This window comes from Neobacillus sp. D3-1R, from assembly GCF_052180215.1.
Taxonomy (GTDB): Bacteria; Bacillota; Bacilli; order Bacillales; family Cytobacillaceae; genus Pseudoneobacillus.
Window position 1 is genome coordinate 796,724 of sequence record NZ_CP197471.1, and the last position, 18,320, is coordinate 815,043.

The 18,320-nt window shown below is 35.4% G+C and carries 20 protein-coding genes; 12 read left to right on the forward strand and 8 right to left on the reverse strand.

Features of this window, described 5'->3' with window-relative positions; genetic code table 11:
* Positions 1 to 141: 141 nt before the first annotated feature.
* Positions 142 to 1,344: an MFS transporter gene (locus ACSBPO_RS03845; protein ID WP_442598758.1), complete on the reverse strand. Its 1,203-nt coding sequence runs from the start codon at positions 1,342 to 1,344 to the stop codon at positions 142 to 144.
* Between the two features lie 185 nt (positions 1,345 to 1,529).
* Between ACSBPO_RS03845 and ACSBPO_RS03850 the strand changes: the two genes are divergently transcribed.
* Entirely contained in the window at positions 1,530 to 2,216 is a 687-nt protein-coding gene (locus tag ACSBPO_RS03850; RefSeq protein ID WP_442598759.1) for an HAD family hydrolase, read from the forward strand.
* Between the two features lie 214 nt (positions 2,217 to 2,430).
* Here the strand turns inward: ACSBPO_RS03850 and ACSBPO_RS03855 are convergent, their stop codons facing one another.
* A complete protein-coding gene (locus ACSBPO_RS03855; RefSeq protein ID WP_442598760.1) occupies positions 2,431 to 2,859 on the reverse strand; it encodes a winged helix-turn-helix transcriptional regulator in 429 nt (142 codons plus the stop codon).
* Between the two features lie 160 nt (positions 2,860 to 3,019).
* On the opposite strand from ACSBPO_RS03855, the gene ACSBPO_RS03860 reads away from it, so the two are divergent.
* Both ACSBPO_RS03860 and pepF read left to right on the forward strand, forming a co-directional pair.
* The gene (locus ACSBPO_RS03860) at positions 3,020 to 3,808 is read left to right on the forward strand and encodes an MBL fold metallo-hydrolase (RefSeq protein WP_442598761.1); all 789 of its coding nucleotides are present in this window, start codon (positions 3,020 to 3,022) and stop codon (positions 3,806 to 3,808) included.
* A gap of 153 nt (positions 3,809 to 3,961) precedes the next feature.
* Complete coding sequence (gene pepF, locus ACSBPO_RS03865) at positions 3,962 to 5,758, forward strand: oligoendopeptidase F (RefSeq protein ID WP_442598762.1); 1,797 nt, start codon at positions 3,962 to 3,964, stop codon at positions 5,756 to 5,758.
* Positions 5,759 to 5,805: 47 nt separating this feature from the next.
* On the opposite strand, the gene ACSBPO_RS03870 is transcribed toward pepF, so the two are convergent.
* Together ACSBPO_RS03870 and ACSBPO_RS03875 are read right to left on the reverse strand one after the other, a co-directional pair.
* A complete protein-coding gene (locus ACSBPO_RS03870; RefSeq protein ID WP_442598763.1) occupies positions 5,806 to 6,303 on the reverse strand; it encodes a hypothetical protein in 498 nt (165 codons plus the stop codon).
* Positions 6,300 to 6,773, reverse strand: a complete 474-nt coding sequence (locus ACSBPO_RS03875; RefSeq protein ID WP_442598764.1) for a hypothetical protein — start codon at positions 6,771 to 6,773, stop codon at positions 6,300 to 6,302. Before ACSBPO_RS03875 ends, ACSBPO_RS03870 begins: the two co-directional genes overlap by 4 nt.
* A gap of 101 nt (positions 6,774 to 6,874) precedes the next feature.
* Between ACSBPO_RS03875 and fosM the strand changes: the two genes are divergently transcribed.
* The gene (gene fosM, locus ACSBPO_RS03880; protein WP_442598765.1) at positions 6,875 to 7,294 is read left to right on the forward strand and encodes a FosM family fosfomycin resistance protein; all 420 of its coding nucleotides are present in this window, start codon (positions 6,875 to 6,877) and stop codon (positions 7,292 to 7,294) included.
* A gap of 114 nt (positions 7,295 to 7,408) precedes the next feature.
* Positions 7,409 to 8,761, forward strand: a complete 1,353-nt coding sequence (locus tag ACSBPO_RS03885) for a redoxin domain-containing protein (RefSeq protein WP_442600307.1) — start codon at positions 7,409 to 7,411, stop codon at positions 8,759 to 8,761.
* A gap of 63 nt (positions 8,762 to 8,824) precedes the next feature.
* Here the strand turns inward: ACSBPO_RS03885 and ACSBPO_RS03890 are convergent, their stop codons facing one another.
* A complete protein-coding gene (locus ACSBPO_RS03890; RefSeq protein ID WP_442598766.1) occupies positions 8,825 to 9,796 on the reverse strand; it encodes a DUF4179 domain-containing protein in 972 nt (323 codons plus the stop codon).
* Positions 9,797 to 10,363 (reverse strand): RNA polymerase sigma factor, encoded by a 567-nt coding sequence (locus ACSBPO_RS03895; protein ID WP_442598767.1) that lies wholly within the window; start codon positions 10,361 to 10,363, stop codon positions 9,797 to 9,799.
* A 148-nt stretch (positions 10,364 to 10,511) separates the two neighbouring features.
* Between ACSBPO_RS03895 and ACSBPO_RS03900 the strand changes: the two genes are divergently transcribed.
* The 4 genes from ACSBPO_RS03900 (at position 10,512) to nfsA (ending at position 14,335) form a co-directional block, all read left to right on the forward strand.
* Positions 10,512 to 10,931 (forward strand): universal stress protein, encoded by a 420-nt coding sequence (locus ACSBPO_RS03900; protein ID WP_442598768.1) that lies wholly within the window; start codon positions 10,512 to 10,514, stop codon positions 10,929 to 10,931.
* Between the two features lie 87 nt (positions 10,932 to 11,018).
* Complete coding sequence (locus ACSBPO_RS03905) at positions 11,019 to 11,552, forward strand: GrpB family protein (RefSeq protein ID WP_442598769.1); 534 nt, start codon at positions 11,019 to 11,021, stop codon at positions 11,550 to 11,552.
* A 361-nt stretch (positions 11,553 to 11,913) separates the two neighbouring features.
* Positions 11,914 to 13,392: a SulP family inorganic anion transporter gene (locus ACSBPO_RS03910; protein WP_442598770.1), complete on the forward strand. Its 1,479-nt coding sequence runs from the start codon at positions 11,914 to 11,916 to the stop codon at positions 13,390 to 13,392.
* Between the two features lie 193 nt (positions 13,393 to 13,585).
* Positions 13,586 to 14,335 carry an oxygen-insensitive NADPH nitroreductase gene (gene nfsA / locus ACSBPO_RS03915; RefSeq protein WP_442598771.1) on the forward strand — a complete coding sequence of 250 codons (750 nt, stop codon included), beginning with the start codon at positions 13,586 to 13,588 and terminating at the stop codon, positions 14,333 to 14,335.
* A 46-nt stretch (positions 14,336 to 14,381) separates the two neighbouring features.
* Here the strand turns inward: nfsA and ACSBPO_RS03920 are convergent, their stop codons facing one another.
* Complete coding sequence (locus tag ACSBPO_RS03920; RefSeq protein ID WP_442598772.1) at positions 14,382 to 14,729, reverse strand: hypothetical protein; 348 nt, start codon at positions 14,727 to 14,729, stop codon at positions 14,382 to 14,384.
* Between the two features lie 338 nt (positions 14,730 to 15,067).
* Here ACSBPO_RS03920 and ACSBPO_RS03925 point away from each other — a divergent pair, with 338 nt between their 5' ends.
* From ACSBPO_RS03925 to ACSBPO_RS03935, 3 genes are all read left to right on the forward strand, one after another.
* A complete protein-coding gene (locus tag ACSBPO_RS03925) occupies positions 15,068 to 15,616 on the forward strand; it encodes a hypothetical protein (protein WP_442598773.1) in 549 nt (182 codons plus the stop codon).
* A 60-nt stretch (positions 15,617 to 15,676) separates the two neighbouring features.
* The gene (locus tag ACSBPO_RS03930; RefSeq protein WP_442598774.1) at positions 15,677 to 16,135 is read left to right on the forward strand and encodes a CBO0543 family protein; all 459 of its coding nucleotides are present in this window, start codon (positions 15,677 to 15,679) and stop codon (positions 16,133 to 16,135) included.
* Between the two features lie 77 nt (positions 16,136 to 16,212).
* Entirely contained in the window at positions 16,213 to 17,268 is a 1,056-nt protein-coding gene (locus ACSBPO_RS03935; RefSeq protein ID WP_442598775.1) for a lactonase family protein, read from the forward strand.
* A 510-nt stretch (positions 17,269 to 17,778) separates the two neighbouring features.
* Here ACSBPO_RS03935 and ACSBPO_RS03940 read toward each other — a convergent pair.
* Entirely contained in the window at positions 17,779 to 18,144 is a 366-nt protein-coding gene (locus ACSBPO_RS03940) for a DoxX family protein (RefSeq protein WP_442598776.1), read from the reverse strand.
* Positions 18,145 to 18,320: the final 176 nt, after the last annotated feature.

Below are 18,320 nucleotides of genomic sequence, written 5' to 3' on the forward strand. Positions count from 1 at the left end.
TCCCGCTTAATTCCTTTCTAATGGACAGGTTGTGTTTTCATTTTATGAATGCCATTTGATGATTAATACAGCATAAAAATAAATATTTCATCTAGGAATATAGAAAAAGTGTCAGGCTCTTATCTAAGCCTGACACTTTCTTTATAATGGTTTGGTTTGAGCTTTCCCTAATAATAGATAATAAAGCAGGAGTGCAACAGTGACGGAGATAGCAGCTGTTATATAAATACTGGAGTATCCGAATAAAAAGGCTACTTGCCCGAATACCATTGCCCCTACACCAATTCCTAAGTCAAAGAAGGAGAAAAAGGTAGCAGTGGCCATCCCTTTTCGGTTAGCAGGAGAAGCTTCAACTGACCATGCTTGTAATCCAGGTTGGATCATCCCGAATCCTAGTCCATACAATACACCCGCCGCATATAGGCTTAAGCTGTTTGGTAACCAAGCTAGAAAGAGCATGGCAATGATAATAAGGAGTGCACCTGGAGGAAAAATGGCCTTATGACCTTTCTCATCATAAATCTTTCCTGCAAATGTTCTCGTCAACATTAAGGCCATTGCATAGAAAAGGAAATACCATTGTATCCCTGTTATGCCTTTTTGCGTGGTGTATAACGGTAAAAAGGCAGCGATTCCGCCAAATGTAAATGTAATAAAAAATAAGAGGATAGACGGTCGAATGGCACTTTTTTCATATATATCCCATTTTTTTGCTGCCGTCTTTTGTTTTGGCTGCTCCACTTTTTTAAACCTTAGCTGTGATGATAAGACTAAAGCGATTAAGCCAAGAGCTGCACATATAAAAAACAGTTGTGTAAATGTTAGGATACCTGCCAAAAATAATCCAAGTGTGGGTCCGAACGCTAGAGCCAAATTACCGAATAAACCGTAATATCCCATCCCTTCGCCACGTCGTTTAGCAGGAATTAAATCGGTTGCAATCGTACCGGATGCCGTTGTAGAAAAGCCCCAGCCTAAGCCTTGAACCATTCGCATGAGAAATAGAAAGAATAAGCTCCCTACAATTCCGTATGTACCGACGGAAATCACAAATATCGCTAATCCCAGCAAATAGACCTTACGTCGGCCCCATGATTCCAAAGCATGGCCAGCGTAAGGCCTTATGAGAAGGGCTGAGAATGTAAATATTCCAACAACCATTCCAATTAATTGGTCGTTTCCACCTAATTTTTCAACAAATAGGGGAATGGTCGGTAAAGTCATTTGAAATCCAAGAAAAATAAAAAAGTTTGAAAGACATATTAAAGTAAAATCACGTGTCCAGATTTTTTCTTTATTTATTCCGCTTTGTAACGGTGCGTCTTTTATTAAAGGTGTACCCATTGAAATTTCCCCTCCTCCTAACTTTTTATATTATTTCGATTATCTAAATAGTACTTCTATTTTATTAAAATTTGCTGTGAAAAGATATCTTTATTTGTTGAAAGTGAATAAGCAAATTGTTAGAAGGTTATCCAGAAAAGGGGTAGAATGTACATCATGAGTGCAACTTGGAAAGGGGTAATGAAATGGCAATAAAAGCAATCTTTTTAGATTTTTATGGAACGGTTGTTCATGAAGAAGAGGCATCTCTCATTGAGATATGTCATAAAATCAAAGAAGAATCCGATACGGAAAGCTCCTTTGAGGAAATCGGCTATTATTGGATGAAGCAGTTTAATCAAGTATTAAACAACAGCCATGGTGAGAAATTCCTCAAACAAAGGGATGTAAGTACCACTTCATTACAAAATACGCTTGCCCATTTCCAATCCAGTGCAAAGGAAGAAGAATTGCTCGAACTCATGTTTAGTCAATGGAAAAGCCCGGCTATTTATGAGGATGCAGTTGAGTTCTTTGAAAAAAATACTCTTCCTGTCTATATTTTGTCTAATGTGGATTCCTCTGATATTATGGAAGCCATCCAATTATTGAACATTAAAGTCGATGGCGTTGTCACGAGTGAAGATGTGAAGGTTTATAAACCTCACCGTGATATGTTTAACCATGCTCTGGAGCTTAGCGGCTATTCGCCAGAGGAGGTTCTTCATGTTGGGGACTCTTTAACAAGCGATGTTCTTGGTGCCAACCAGGTAGGAATTAACAGTGTTTGGTTAAACAGACAAGGCAAGGCGGCCACAGGAGATTCGAAGCCAAATTTTGTGGTTAAAAACCTAAATGAGGTTTTAGATATACCAGCATTGATTAAAATTTAATAAAACATCTACTAAAAGAGTACTGTATACCCAATACAGTACTCTTTTTAACGGAGATTTTTTTGAAAAAGCAACTTATCAACCGCTTTGGAAAATTTATCAACCGAAAACGCCACTTTATCAACCTATTTTTCAATGTTATCAACCGCTTTAAAAATTTATCAACTTCTTGATATTTAAACCTTAATTGGATAAGTTTCCTTTAAGCATCCTTCTAATTTTCAAGAAATTTATAATGATAATCACTAGTATTATTCTTACAATGTGGACAATGATAGGTAATTTCAACTTCGTGATTACATTCCGAATGAACAACCTCAAAATATTTCTTATCAAAATATTGGTTTCCCCAAATAGCGATTGCATTTAAGACATGTTTTAAATCTTTCCCTTTCTTTGTAAGTTCGTATTCAAGGCGTGGGGGATGATGTAAATACAAATCTGAAGTTACAATCTCTGCTTCCTCGAGAGCTTTTAATCGTTCAGACAAGATATTAGGAGCAATACCTTTTAATTCCTCTTTCATTTCATTAAACTTTTTTCTACCCGTCATTAATTCACGAATAATTAGTAAAGTCCAACGATCCCCAATTAGATCTAATGTTTTTGCAATATTGCAAGGTAAGTTATATTGTTTCCCCATAATTTCTCCCTTTCATTTCTACCGTGAATGAATTGTTTATTTTATTTTATAATACCTTTAAATTTCAAATCAATATTAAGTTGCAAAAAAATACTCACTATTGATAAAATACTTACATGGAACAATTTTCCACACTTTTTTTAATTGGGAGGGATCTTTCATGTTCATTCAAAAATTATCATGGGCGGGTATAAAAGTTAGTTTAGGCACAACTAGTATTCTAATTGATCCTATTGAAAACCCTAAGAAATTTTTTCAACTGGGAGGAAATCCAAAGGAAAATTTAATTAAGTTTTCAGACCTGGGAGAAATAGCGGCTATTCTCATTACTCATCTACACGATGACCACTTTGATCCAGAGAGTATTATTGAAACTTTCGGTACTGATATTCCGGTTTATGTTTCCTATGATTCAGTTAAAGAAGTTAAAAAATCAAAACTTACTAATGTAATAGGTGTAGGAATAGGGGAGAGCCTAAATATTGAAGAATTACAGATAACTGCTACTTGGTCAATGGATGGCTTTGGATCAGAACAGGTTGCATGGATCGTAGAAGGGGGAACCCAAAAAATCATTCATTGTGGTGATACTCTCTGGCATGGATATTGGTGGAAAATAGAAAGGTTATTCGGACCTTTTGATATGGCCTTTTTACCCATTAATGGGGCCGAAATAGATATCCCAATTATGGAAGCAAGTGGTCAAATCGCATGTATGAATCCAGAACAAGCTGTTTCAGCAGCAAATCTATTAAAAGCCAAAACATTAGTTCCTATCCATTACAAAACATTTGATAATCCTCCATATTACAAAGAGACAACAGAGATGATGGATAGATTATTTCATGCAGCACAAAACTCTAATATAAATCTGGCTTTATTAGAAACTATGGAAGTTTTAAATTTAAATCATCCTGAGAAAACAGATAGAAAGAATGTTACCTCTTAATAGTTATGTCCTCAGCCCAAAAAAAGGGTGAGGATTTTTATTTTTGAAAGAATGGTGGAAAAACTTAAATATTAGAACATAATCCCAAAAAGGTATACAATAATACTGAACTTTCATAATCTTGTGTCAAACTATTAGAAGGAGGTCGTACCCATGACTACGACTACATATACTTCCAGAGCGGAAGTACCCACTCTTGAAAAATGGAACCTAGAAGATATTTATAGCGATTTAAATAACTGGGAAGAAGATTTTCAGCTAATCGATCAATTAAAGGATGAATTAAAGAAATATGATGGAGCCATCCACAATGGCCAAAGCCTTTTCCAATTTTTAAAACAACAAGAAGAATTGTCCTATAAACTAAATCATCTATATGCCTATTCTATGTTGAAGGTGGATGAAGATACGAGAGTGACTTCATCTCAAGCCCTGTTGGATCGTGTAAAAGCACTCAGTATCAAAGTAAGTGCAGCAACTTCCTTCTTTATGCCTTTTCTTTTAAGTTTGGAAGAGGAGACGCTTAAAGGATACATAGCAGAAGAAGATGGATTGAAATATTTTGAAGAGGATTTATTAGAGTCGTTCCGCTATAAGGCACATGTATTAAACAAGGATCAGGAAGAGCTTTTATCACAGTTAGGAGAAGCACTGTCTGCACCTAGTCACACTTTCGGCATGATCAATAATGCTGATATTAAATTCGGAGAAGTAACGAGTGAGAATGGTGAAAAGGTTGAGCTAACAAGAGGAATGTATTCTAAATTAATAGAAGACGAGGACCGGGAAAAGCGTCGTGAAGCATACAAATCTTATTACAAACCGTATGTAGAGTCGAAAAATACGATTGCTTCTACCCTTTCTGCAGCCATTAAAAACAATGTGACCATGTCAAAAGTTCGGAACTATCCTTCAGCATTAGAAAAAGCACTTTTCAGTGATAACGTACCTAAAGAGGTTTATGAAAATCTGATTAAAGCAACAAAGGAAAATATTGCTCCAATGCATCGTTATTCCGAAATTAGAAAAGAAAAGCTGCAGTTAGATGAACTTCGCCAATATGATTTGAATGTACCTTTAGTAAAAGGTGTCAAACAAGTGATTCCTTATGACGAAGCCTATGAAATCATGTTAAAGGGATTAGCACCTCTTGGGGAGGAATATATCAATACCTTGAAAGATTTTAAAGAGAAACGTTATCTTGATGTAAGGGAGACGCCAGGGAAACGTTCAGGCGCCTACAATCTTGGTATTTATGGAGTGCATCCATATATTCTCTTGAACCACCGCGATGATTTAGATAGTTTATTTACGTTGGCACATGAGTGTGGACATGGGGTTCACAGCAAGCTAAGCTCTCAGCATCAGCCGCAAATTACAGCACGTTATAGTATTTTTGTTGCGGAGGTAGCATCAACAGTCAATGAAGTTTTATTAATTAATTACTTATTAAACACCGAAAAAGACAAAGAGGTTCGAAAGCACTTAATCAATCATTTTATTGATCAATTCAAAGGAACATTCTTTACACAGGTTATGTTTGCGGAATTTGAAAAGAGAACGCATGAATTGGCAGAACAGGGAGTTCCATTAAATGTAGAGGTCTTCAATCAGACCTATGAAGCTTTGTTTAGAGAGTACAATGGAGATGCGATTATCTTTGATGAGGAAGTAAAGTATGGTTGGTCAAGAATCCCGCATTTCTATCGACCTTTCTACGTTTACAAATACGCAACTGGTTTTGCTTCTGCGATCCATTTAGCTACTAAAATTTTAGAAGGCGACAAGCAAACATTAGAGTCGTATTTAGAATTTTTAAAGAGCGGAAGTTCAGATTATCCGTTGGAATTATTAAAAAAGACTGGTGTAGACTTAACGACACCAACCCCAATCGAAAATGCGCTTAACCGTTTCAACGAATTGGTAGAAGAGTTTTCTAACTTGGCATAAACAAGAAAAGCACTCTTTATTGAATAACAAAAGAGTGCTTTCTCTTTTTATAAGGAATAATTTTTAAGGTGCTTTTTGACTAATTCATAATAAAGTGCGGTTGTTGTTTGGACAACTAAAAATACTACAAATGAATAATAAATTTTATAGCCATGTTGATAATGGGTAACACCCATAAAGGAAGACACTTTTTCCATAACTAGCCCTATGATACACCATCCAAGGATATAAAAAATGAACCTCTTTTTATTGATTTTAAAACGTACATAGAAATAAATGAAAAAGTAGCTAAACGGTGCAAACAAAAAATAGGATAATAAATCGGTCAATTCATACTTATTGGAATCGTTGACTTTGTAATAATCAAGCAAGCCGCCACCAATTGTAAAATCAAACAAAGTGGAACTTGCAAATCCCCAAACTAGAAACAAAATAGTCAGCTTAAGAGGTAATTTTTTGGGGAAAAGAAACAAAGCAACATATGCAATCACCAACATGCTTAGAATATATATTTCATTTTTATCAAAACTTTCCCATAGTATCATGAATAATCCACCGCATTTAGAGTGACTTTGGCATATAGTTTATACAACAAGATGGCAATTAAGCTTAAAAACATAAAGAAAATAGCATCAAAAGCAAAATTCCAATGCTCATATTTACTCATATTCATATGGTTCGCAAAGATGCTTAAACCAGTTAATATGGCTACCGTAGAAAGAATAACAACTGTTTTCATTACTAGAGTTTTGCACCATTGCAATAGATTTAAGTGGATAATGATTAACATAGGGATATTAATGCTCCGATTTAGAAGAAATGATGCGTAATCCAAGCGGTTTTTTGAAACGGATACAAACTTTAATTCTTCTATAACAATCCATGAGTAATTAATGCTAATAATCAGTATGATTAGAAAAACAAAGGTATTTTCAACTATTGATAGCCTTTTCTTAATCGTCGAATAGATAGAAATAAAAAGCCATGATACGAAGAAAAAGACTACAAATCCCATAGAATACCTCCTAACTCTTTTAACTATAGTTTTGCTATTTCCTTATCATTAATACGAAAAAAAGTGCAATTCACTTAAAATCAAGAAAAGGAGGTGTCCGCATGACCATTAAAGGCATCAATCATTTTTTATTTTCTGTTTCAGATTTAGAAAAATCCATTTCATTTTATCAAGATGTGTTGGATGCCAGATTATTAGTTAAGGGCAGAAGTACAGCTTATTTTGATTTGAATGGTATATGGTTGGCATTGAACGTTGAAAAAGGTATTCCGCGTAATGAAATTGCTCATTCTTATACTCATATTGCCTTTTCGATAGATGCAACGGATTTCGATAAAATGGTTGAAAAATTAACTCGATTACAAGTAAACATTTTAACGGGTCGACCAAGAGATGATAGAGATAGAAAGTCGATTTATTTTACTGACCCTGATGGCCATAAATTTGAATTCCATACAGGGACCTTGCAAGATCGATTGGATTACTATAATCAAGATAAACATCATATGGAGTTTTTTTGATAACAAATTGAAAAGGGGCTGTTATTCCAATAGTCCTTTTTCTAAATATAAATGTCTAAACAAATATAAATTTTAATCCGATAATAACATGACTAACTTGTTATTGAATTCGTAGTGGAAGGAAGTGATCTCTTGGCGAATAAAGGTTTACGTGTTGGGGAAAAAGCACCTGAATTTAATCTACCAGCAACTTTTAATCGGACATTTCGTTTATCAGACTTTGCTGGTCAGCCTGTTATTATTACATTTTTAAGAGGAACATGGTGACCTAATTGTCGGAAACAGCTGGTTCAGCTGAATGAATATTCTGAGTTACTACAAGAAAAAGGCGTTCAACTTTTAGGAATTGCAGGTCAAAACTTAAAGAGTATTGAAACTTTTGTGGAGCATGAAGGTATCAAAATTCCGATTCTTTCTGATGAGGATCGAAAGGTTATTAAACAATATGAAGTGTTTGTGCCAATCAAATGGGATAGTTTTCGTATTGCCATACCAAGTACCTATATTTTAGATAAAAATCATACGATTTGTTATAGCTACATAGGTGATTCTCAATTTGATCGACCTGCCATTGAAGATATCTTAACCAAGGTACAGGAAATTAAGCCTTCGAATCAGGAAAACGAATTAAGTGATAACAATCGTGACTCAACTGTTTTTGTTGAAGCATTAAAGGAAACTTTCTATGATATAAATTTATCTACTCAAACAATAAAGAATAGTGTTAACCATAACTTTACTTCCATTTATCAATTAGAAAACGAATTTGTAGGCAATACCAATGACTTATCGCAATTTTTTACGGTGTTTGAATCGATGGAATCCAAAATAAACACCTATACCGATAAAATTCACCATGTTGTGGAAGAATCCATTGAGATTATCAATGATAATAAGCAAGCGACTTCTCATATGGTTGAAACGTCAAACCTATTAAAAGAACTTGTGAATTTAACTCAAACAGTCGGAACGATAAGCTCTACCATTTCTGGTATTGCTGCACAAACCAAAATCCTAGCGCTAAATGCATCTATTGAGGCAGCTCGTGCAGGTGAACAAGGTAAAGGATTTTCAGTCGTAGCACAAGAGGTAGGGAAGCTTGCAACAGCCTCGGCGGAAGCCTCTCAAAAAATATCTGATCAATTAGATGGAATTGAAGATAAAATCAATAAAAGTTTCTCATCCTTTAATGATTTTGATCATGTTATGCATAAAATGAACACAAAAGTACAGGATCAGAATGAGGAATTAAAATTTGTTTCTGAAGGCATTCTTTCCATACAATCAGAAAGTGGAGAACTAGCCAACAGATTGAAACTAATTACAAACCAACAGGAAGAAGCAGCGAAGCAGCTTAAATCTATAAAAGAACAAGAGAATACCATTTCAACCGAAATTGAAGGTATTTATCAAGATATACAAGAAAACAATAAACTTCTATTAGAATTAGATAAACGTCTTTCCTAACGGAAAGACGTTTTTTCTGGAAAATTTATATTTCTGCTTAAATGGAATCGTAATACTTCAACTTTATTTACTTAATGGGAGGATAACTGTTTTTGTAGTTCCTCCTTTTGTCACCTCTAAAATGACCGATTGAGGGATTGAGTTAATCGGTTGATATTGGAACCTCTTTTCTTTCTCTTTTTCAAAACTATCAATCGCAGCCAAGTTCACCCCTTCAGGAGTTTTCAAGTTGATGATGACATTTTTTACATCATTACCCGTTGAGGTTACTTCTACTTTTAATGGAGTGAACATAACTTTATCAATTCGTAGATCCATGTCCTGTAGGGGAAGGGAAGAGCCGGTTGTGAATGTCTGTCCGACTTTGTTTAAGTTAAGGTCAAAATTCCATTTTCCTTGTGTACCTAATACTTCAGAAAATTGTAGTTCTACATTTAATTTTTCTTTGTTTACCTTCGTGTCAGGAACCCAGATTTTCATAGCTCCGGTATATTCATTTTGATTCACTTTGGAAAAATCCTGTATAGATGACCAGCTTTCCTTGTCTCCATTAAAAAGTAATTTCATTTTAGAAGAAGAAACGTGATTCATTTCTTTATTCGTTTGGAAAGAGAAGCTTAGCGCCACTTGAGAGCCATCGTAAATAGCATCGGTAATAACCATTTTGATACCATGATCTTCAACTGTTTGCCCGATAGAGGTAAACTGCTCATTTTTTGCTGCATGAAGCATATTGCTAAAATTCTCTTTAAAGCCTTCTTGTTTCTCCATTTTTATAAATGGTACATTTTCGAAATAATTAGCAATCACGTCCGAAGAAAGACCGACGGCAAAAGTTATGATGGCAGCGGCAGCAGCCCAGGAAATTGCTTTCTTCTCCCATCGTTTATTGACAGGCTTTTTAGTAATTGTTTGATATTCTTGCTTGAAAATTTCAGGAACCTTCTCGGCAAAAGAATAGAGTGATGAAGGAACTTCAATGTTTTGTAAACTTTCTTCGTTTTCTCTTTTTAAAAGATGATCGACTTTTAGCATTTAGTTCACCTCTATCATTTTTTTGAGTTTTAATTTTTTCCCCATCGATTCTCGTGCTCTTCTTAAATGTGTTTTTACCGTTGATTTATTTAGATTCATAATCTCGGCAATTTCTGAAATAGATAGATCCTGATAATAGTACATGACGATGACGTTTCGATACGTTTCTTTTTCAAGTGATAACACTGCATCACTAATTTCATGTTTTGTTTCAGAATCAACTACATGATCAAATGTTGTTTGGCTCAGCGTAATATTTGTTAATTCAACATCCAGTGTTTCCTTCCGTTCACGAGTCACTCTTCTAATAAGGTCATAGGTTCTAGATGAAACTAACTTATGAAACCAGGCTGGGAAATTTCGAAATTCCTTCCCTTGCATGATATTGGAATAAGCCTCGATCATCGCAGTTTGCACCACTTCTTCTGCATACTCTTTGGACTTTAATAGGTAATAAGAAGTTTTATAAGCTTTTTCGATTAGTGGATGAATCAGTTCTGTATAAGCGTCTTGATTCCCATTTTGAATTTGTTTGATCAAATACTGTGTATGTTCGATTTGAAACACCTCCTCTAGGTTTACATCTATAAGGCGTTTAAAAATGGATTTTGGATTCAACTTTTTAAATATAACTGAAAAAAGGATGCTGGACGATTATTTAGACAGGAATATTTTGGGTTAATAAAGAAATAGAAAGTAAGGGAGGGAATGGAATATGTACAAAAAGATATTGTTGGCAACAGACGGTTCGGAGCATTCCAAACGTGCTGCTGAAAATGCTATTCATATTGCCAAAAGTAGCCCTAACTCCAAAATTGAAGTCATATATGTAGTTGATCATGATAAAGTAAAATCGGATGTTCTTCAAAATTGGAATTCGGCTAATTTTGAGGACAAAAGAAAAGCACGAATGAAAGATGTGGAACGAATCGCCCAGGAATCTAAAGTTTCGTACGAAATAAAAATATTGCATGGAGAGCCTGGTCCAACTATCGTAGATTATGCCAATAAACATCAATTTGATATAGTAGTGATTGGCAGCAGAGGATTAAATGTTTTTCAGGAGTTTGTGTTGGGAAGTGTAAGTCACAAAGTCGCAAAACGGGCAAATTGTCCAGTGTTAATTGTGAAATAGACGGTTACAGGACTAAGAGATTTCAGCAGAGCTAATCTCTTAGTTTTTTATATGTATAGAAAAGTGATTAGTGATAGGGGGATACATATGCAAGTGCGTTTATCTGAGTTTAGTGAAGAGTGGGCTCTAAGATTTCAGGATGAAGTCCAAATTCTCCAATCGATTTTTGGTGATGAAATACAAAGATTTGAACATTTTGGAAGCACTTCCGTACGAGGCCTAAAAGCCAAACCTGTTATTGATATGATGTGTATCGTAAAAGATATTGATAAGATTGATACTTTTAATGACAGGATGGCATCTCTCGGGTACGACGTTGCAGGAGACTGGGGTATAGCCGGTAGAAGATTATTTCGAAAAGGTGGAGAAGAAAGAACCCATCACATTCATTTTTATCAATTCGATAATCCGCAAATCGAACGGCACATCATATTTCGTGATTATTTAAGAGCCCATCCTGAGGAAGTAGCTAGGTATAGTCAATTTAAAGAAGAGCTAACGCAGCGATTCAATCTCACAAGTGATTATAGCCCAGCAAAGAAACCATTTGTCTCGGAAATGGAGAAAAGAGCGACCCGTTGGTTTTCTGAACAACAATCAAAAATGAATTCAAATGTATAAAGGTATAAAGTTAGAAAGTGAAAAGGGCTTCTGTCAACATTCTTTTGTTGCAGAGAAGCTCTTTTATTTTTTATCTTGTTTAAACTGCCTCTAATTTCCAAATGATAATTTCAATTTATGAAACCTATAACGAAAATGGAAGGAATGACGAGAATAGTTAAGGAAAATACGGATGTTTCCGCTTCCATTCAATTTCACAAATCTGTCACATTTATATATACTCTATTTTGTTAACAACGGACCCCGACTTTCATGAGAGTTGAAAGTCAAAAACAATATAATAAAAGCTTTATCGCATTAACGCACCGGGGGTCAGACCCCCGGTGCGTTAATGTGGTGAAGTGTTGGAGAGAGGTGCTTAATGAAGTTAAATACAATGAAACATGAGTGGTTTGGGAACATTAAGGGGGATGTGCTTGCGGGAATGGTCGTAGCGATGGCTCTAATTCCGGAAGCCATTGCCTTCTCGATCATCGCAGGTGTAGACCCGATGATTGGTTTGTATGCATCCTTTTGTATTGCTGTTGTGACAGCTTTTGTGGGTGGAAGACCAGGGATGATTTCTGCTGCTACAGGGGCAACAGCTTTACTGATGACGACTCTTGTCGCTGACCATGGATTGCAATATTTACTTGCTGCCACGATTTTGACAGGATTGATTCAAATTGTTATGGGAGCGTTAAAGCTTGGAAGGTTAATGAAATTCGTCCCACGTTCTGTAATGATAGGATTCGTAAATGCGTTAGCTATCCTAATTTTTACCGCACAGTTACCACACTTTGTTGGTGAGTCTTGGGCTATGTATGCAATGGTAGCTGGGGCGTTAGCGATTATCTATATACTGCCTCGTTTTACAAAGGCAGTTCCATCGCCTTTAGTAGCGATTATCGTCATTACGGTTATTGCCATCTTTACTGGTAGTGATGTTCGCACGATTGGAGATCTAGGAAAGTTAACTCAATCATTACCTATCTTTTTAATTCCTAATATTCCATTTAATTTTGAAACCCTACAGATTATCTTCCCATATTCTTTATCAATTGCGATTGTTGGTCTAGTTGAGTCTTTATTAACAGCTTCGATTGTCGATGATATGACAGATACGAAAAGTGACAAAAATAGGGAAGCAAGAGGACAAGGAATAGCTAACATCGTATCTGGATTTTTCGGTGGTATGGCTGGTTGTGCGATGATTGGACAATCGGTTATTAATGTTAAATCAGGTGGTAGAGGAAGACTGTCAACGTTTGTTGCCGGTGCTTTCTTAATGATCTTAATTATTTTACTAAATGGTTTTCTTGTTAAAATTCCAATGGCTGCCCTTGTAGGGGTCATGTTTATGGTTTCCATTGGGACATTTGATTGGTCAGCATTGAAATCGATCCACAAAACGCCTTTAACCGATACGTTAGTGATGATTGCAACTGTCATTACGGTCCTCATGACTCATGACTTATCAAAGGGTGTTTTAATCGGAATCATTCTAAGTGCCATTTTCTTTGCTTCAAAAATTTCAAAAGTTAAGGTAACAACTTTGGCATCAGAAGGCTCACATAAAAAGATTTACCGTGTTTCCGGTCAGTTATTTTTTGCTTCTGTCACTGATTTTGTGGAGAGTTTTGACTTTACTGAAGATGTAAAAGAAGTAACTTTAGATCTAACTCAAGCCCATTTATGGGACGATTCTGCAGTTGGAGCCATCGATAAAGTGGTCATCAAATATCACCAAAACGGAGTAAAGGTTAACCTCATTGGTTTAAATAAAGAAAGTAACAAGTTAGTTGAAAAAATAGCTATTCATAATAAACCAGGTGGACTTGAAAAAGTCGCAAACCACTAATAAAAGTGAAACACGCTGACCCTTCAGCGTGTTTTTTTGTATAAAAGAAAGCATAACTTTCTGGAACTTCGAAAAATGGCTTGCTTCCAACAGGCGCTTGCGCTTTTCTCATCTAAAACAAATTTTGGGTTATTTTTTGCACTTTATACTAAACTTATATTTAAATACATAAAAAGAATAGGAGTTGCACGATATGAACCAGGTTATTGACTTGATTTTAAATCATCGTTCCATTCGGAAATTTGAAGAACAATTACTATCAACCGAACAAATTGAAACCATTGTCAAAAGTGCCCAAGCGGCCTCTACTTCAAGCTTTATCCAAGCTTATTCCATTATAGGGGTTAAAAATTTGGATGCGAAGCGCAAGCTTGCTGAAATTGCTGGAAATCAATCTTATGTTGAATCGAATGGGCATCTATTTGTCTTCTGTGCAGACCTTCATCGTCATGAGTTGGTTGCGGAAATGGAAAACCAAGATTTAATGAGATCCCTACAAAGTACGGAAAAATTTATGGTAGCCTTAATTGATGCCTCCTTGGCAGCACAAAATGCAGTTATTGCTGCGGAGTCTATGGGCTTAGGTGCTTGTTATATAGGTGGGTTACGAAATAATTTAGAAGCTGTTTGTGAGTTGTTAAAAGTACCACAAAGAGTTATTCCTCTTTTTGGTGTTGTGGTAGGTTATCCAGCACAGCAAACGGATAAAAAACCAAGATTACCTTTAGAAAATGTTTATCATGAGGAAACCTATCAACCAAGTAAGGAAACATACGAGCAGCAGCTGAAAGAATATAATGAACTCATCTCTGAGTATTACCATGAACGTACAAATGGAAAAAGAAAAGATACATGGACCGCACAAATGGCTCAAATGTTACATAGCCCAAAAAGGATGTATATGAAAGAGTTTGTGGAGAAGAAAGGCTATAACCTAGAGTAAAAAAAGCAAAGAGTCAGATACCTAATGAGGGATATCTGACTCTTTTTTATTTTTTATAGCGAATATATTCGAAGTGTGAGGTAGGAACCTGTTTAATCTTGTTTCCTTTTTCATCACTGTATATTTCGTATTCACGATATGTCTCTACGATATAGCCATCTATCTCTTCTTCATTTTCATACAGGAGTTCCAGGGAAGGAATAAGGGCATTTTCATCATTCTCTTGCGCTTGAGCATCTACTTCTTCAGCCATTTCTGCTTTTACCTCTTCAGGGGCATAAGGATACAATACCGAGGTTCTAAAATCATCCAAAAGTAAATTAGTAGAAGAATCTAAATAAATAACCGATCCAAAAATCGCACATAAACCAATTAAGGTTATAAACTTCTTCATAAAAATCACCCCTTTGTCCACCAAATCTTTATTAAAAGCTGTTTTCGTATAGATTGTGGTTTTCGTAAAAATCCCTAAAGCCGGATTTTTACAGGCTCTCTTAAGAAGTGCCTAGCTCTTTTCTTCATTTTCATATGAGTTTATCACACCCTATTTGTGATTTGCCTACTTATTAGTTACAAAAAGCAACAAAGTTTCAGAAAAGAGCCTTATTAAAAATGTATGCATGTCCTTATTAAATATTACTTTTGCTCTTTACATTCCTATCTAATATAAGGAATAAAAAAAGATGGCAAGTGAAACCTAGAAATATTCAATCTCTTTATGAGGGGATTTTTATGAACCAAACAGAAATTCACTATATGATTTTATTCTCTGCTATCTTTTTCAATGGCTTGGGCTGCCTTTACCTATTAATAAAGAATTTTCTTGGATATAGGCTAGTCCTTTTGCTTAGTTTATTGCTATCGTCCTTTTTGTGCCTAGTCTTTTATTGGTTAGGTTTTTATCGTTTTGTCCTTCCGCTTTGGCAGGTACTTCCTGCAGTAGCCATTAGCTTCAGTCTACTTGTGCTAATCACAATAAGATTTAAACCAAAGAGACATACCTTTCCATTTTTCTTTATGATGATCACAAGTATTTTTACCATTGAAGTGTTATTAAAAGAATATTGGGGTTTTATAAAATTCAGAAATGGTTGGGATTTTTGGGATTCCTATTCTCTTTATTGGGTTTATGTACGGTTGTTTAACTATATCGGTGACCGTCTTGTACCTAGACAATATCGAATGCCTATCTATACCAAATCAAACATTTATTGGGGCCTATTTATTTTGATAGTGATTTATGCTCTATTTGGTGTTTTCTATTTAGCCATGCGGAATTAGAATGAAGGAATTTTAAAGAACAGGAAAAGAAAGTAGTTAACTAAGAACGGAGCTATTTCCATGGTTTTTCTCTTAACAACCGTCATCATTTTTAATCTCATTGCTTACTACATGCCGAAACGAATTTCAGCGATAGAAATAGTGGCAACCACTTTATTTGCCATGATTTTTCAGTTGATAACAGATATTTATTTAGACTTAAGGTATGATTTATATGGATACTTTGAAAAAGGCCCGGATTATGAAAGTTTACTATATGTTATTGGTATCTATCCAGCAGTGAATACCATTTTTTTAAATCTATATCCATATCATAAAAAGTGGCAATCCGAACTTTATTTTCTGTTTGGGTGTGTTCTTCTTGCCGTCGTTTTCGAAAATCTATATTTATGGAGTGGAACTTTTTATTACAACGGTTGGAACATTTATTATTCATTGTGTTTATATCCCCTTATTTTCTTGGTCTTAGTCGGCTTTCATCAACTCGTTATTTATTTTTTAAAAAAGAATTCTCGATGACTCCAAACTGAAAATTTGAGTCTCTTAAAAAAACTATGGTAAATTAAAGCAGGAAAATAAATGGAAGGAGCATCACCATGACAGAGAATACAAAGTTTATCGGATATATAGGTACCTATACAAACGGTGAAAGTAGAGGGATTTATTCATTTGAGTTTCATACAAAGGAAGCAAAGATTACGAATGTAAGGGAAGCGGCCCATTTAGAGAATCCGACTTATTTAAATATTAGTAAAGACAAAAAATTTCTTTACTCCGTTATAAAAAAGGGGGAAGAAGGGGGAGTTGCAGCTTTTTCGATTGACTCAAATTCCTTTGAATTGAAACTGCTTAATAGCCAAATGGCACCAGGCTCTTCTCCTTGTCATGTGAGCATGGATAGTCAGAATCAGTATTTATTTAGTGCCAATTATCATAAAGGGACTGTTGACTCTTATTTATTAGATAAAGAAACGGGATGGATTAGCGAACCTGTTTCCATCATGAATCACGAAGGGTCAGGCCCAGATCCAAGACAGGAAAAACCTCATACTCATTATGCTGGCGTCACACCAAATGAAAAGTTTCTGGCAGTTGTGGAATTAGGTGCAGACCGTGTCCTTACATATGAAGTGAGTGAAAATGGAGAACTAACCGAAGTTTCACGCTTAAACACTCAACCTGGCAGTGGCCCAAGACATCTAGTATTCCATCCAAACGGAAAATTTGCTTACGTTATGACAGAATTCAGTTCAGAGGTATTAACCTTAGCATTTAATTATGAAAATGGCAGCTTTACTCAAACTCAAGCCATTTCCACTCTTCCAGCTGATTTTACTGAAAATAACCAAGGCAGTGCGATACATATCACATCAGATGGTAAATTTGTTTATGCAGGTAATCGTGGCCACAACAGTATAGCCGTGTTCAGTGTAAATAGTGACAACGGTCAGCTTCAATTGGTTGAACGTGTTTCAACGGAAGGAGATTGGCCAAGAGACTTTGTGATAGACCCAACAGAAGCATTCATCATTGCTGCCAATCAAAACTCCAGCAACCTGGTGATCTATTCAAGGGATATAGAAACTGGAAAATTAACTCTTTTACAATCAGATATTACCGTTCCGAATCCAGTTTGTGTGAAATTTTTATAGTGGAAAAAGCAGGCACCTCTTTTTTTCGTTAATATATCAGTGTTTATGTGAGAAAACTTTTATCGGACCTACAATCCGCTATTTATAAAAATATGGGTGTTTTCTCACCCTTATAGGACACACGTTCCGCTATCGAGGTAAAAGGTGCCCATTTTAGTGCGATGATAAGCCAATAGCGTACCCAGTGTCCGATAACATCTCCAAATAACGTTAATTGACACAAATAGCGTACCCTATGTCCGATAAAAACAAAAGAAAACATTTATCGGACTTACAATCCGCTATTAATAAATTCCACTCCCATCAGACACACGTCCTGCTATCAAGCTATGTCTATTAACATTGAATCTCATCCTCTCATTTTGTTAGCCAAAAAAAAGAGCCGTGATTTTCCAACATTGAAAATCGACGGCTTTTTTATTTGTGGATTTAAGTGTTTTTTAAAAGTGCAATTAGCATTTTCTTCCGCCACAACCGAACGGGTTACTTTCAAGGAGATACCTTTTTTTCTTATCGATGATGGGATTTATATAAGATAAACAATAAAACTAACATGACAATATCTAATCTCGCATTAAAAGCAAATGTGAAAAGTCCTGAGTGTAGAAGGGGAACCTTTGTTAATAAAAAAGCAGCAATCATGATCACGAGTAAAGGCATCGTGGCTTTCTTTACGCTCTTATTCATTAAGATAATTGCTCCGCAAATGATTTCTACAATCGCTACCACATACATAATGGTTAAAGGGTAAGGCAATCCCAAATGGATAAAATGATTCCCTAGTTCTGTACTGATAAATTTCATCACACCCGAAATGATAAAAACATATGCAACAACATATCGTAAAAGGTTCATGGCAGAAACATTTATATGCATAACTCGTCCCCCTTTTTAGAAATTGTATGCACTTCAGGGGATAAACGATGACATAAACCTTTACATTATAAAAAATAATTGATTATTGGTAAGGAATTCAAAGGTGTGTAGCCAAAAATCAGGGTTGCTTAAGATCTAGTGAAACATTTATCTGACCAAAATAGGGATATATCTGA

Coding starts and splice junctions, on each gene's coding strand:
- ACSBPO_RS03845 (WP_442598758.1), bottom strand. CDS start 1,344: ATGGGTACACCTTTAATAAAAGACGCACCGTTACAAAGCGGAATAAAT.
- ACSBPO_RS03850 (WP_442598759.1), top strand. CDS start 1,530: ATGGCAATAAAAGCAATCTTTTTAGATTTTTATGGAACGGTTGTTCAT.
- ACSBPO_RS03855 (WP_442598760.1), bottom strand. CDS start 2,859: ATGGGGAAACAATATAACTTACCTTGCAATATTGCAAAAACATTAGAT.
- ACSBPO_RS03860 (WP_442598761.1), top strand. CDS start 3,020: ATGTTCATTCAAAAATTATCATGGGCGGGTATAAAAGTTAGTTTAGGC.
- pepF (WP_442598762.1), top strand. CDS start 3,962: ATGACTACGACTACATATACTTCCAGAGCGGAAGTACCCACTCTTGAA.
- ACSBPO_RS03870 (WP_442598763.1), bottom strand. CDS start 6,303: ATGATACTATGGGAAAGTTTTGATAAAAATGAAATATATATTCTAAGC.
- ACSBPO_RS03875 (WP_442598764.1), bottom strand. CDS start 6,773: ATGGGATTTGTAGTCTTTTTCTTCGTATCATGGCTTTTTATTTCTATC.
- fosM (WP_442598765.1), top strand. CDS start 6,875: ATGACCATTAAAGGCATCAATCATTTTTTATTTTCTGTTTCAGATTTA.
- ACSBPO_RS03890 (WP_442598766.1), bottom strand. CDS start 9,796: ATGCTAAAAGTCGATCATCTTTTAAAAAGAGAAAACGAAGAAAGTTTA.
- ACSBPO_RS03900 (WP_442598768.1), top strand. CDS start 10,512: ATGTACAAAAAGATATTGTTGGCAACAGACGGTTCGGAGCATTCCAAA.
- ACSBPO_RS03905 (WP_442598769.1), top strand. CDS start 11,019: ATGCAAGTGCGTTTATCTGAGTTTAGTGAAGAGTGGGCTCTAAGATTT.
- ACSBPO_RS03910 (WP_442598770.1), top strand. CDS start 11,914: ATGAAGTTAAATACAATGAAACATGAGTGGTTTGGGAACATTAAGGGG.
- nfsA (WP_442598771.1), top strand. CDS start 13,586: ATGAACCAGGTTATTGACTTGATTTTAAATCATCGTTCCATTCGGAAA.
- ACSBPO_RS03920 (WP_442598772.1), bottom strand. CDS start 14,729: ATGAAGAAGTTTATAACCTTAATTGGTTTATGTGCGATTTTTGGATCG.
- ACSBPO_RS03925 (WP_442598773.1), top strand. CDS start 15,068: ATGAACCAAACAGAAATTCACTATATGATTTTATTCTCTGCTATCTTT.
- ACSBPO_RS03930 (WP_442598774.1), top strand. CDS start 15,677: ATGGTTTTTCTCTTAACAACCGTCATCATTTTTAATCTCATTGCTTAC.
- ACSBPO_RS03935 (WP_442598775.1), top strand. CDS start 16,213: ATGACAGAGAATACAAAGTTTATCGGATATATAGGTACCTATACAAAC.
- ACSBPO_RS03940 (WP_442598776.1), bottom strand. CDS start 18,144: ATGCATATAAATGTTTCTGCCATGAACCTTTTACGATATGTTGTTGCA.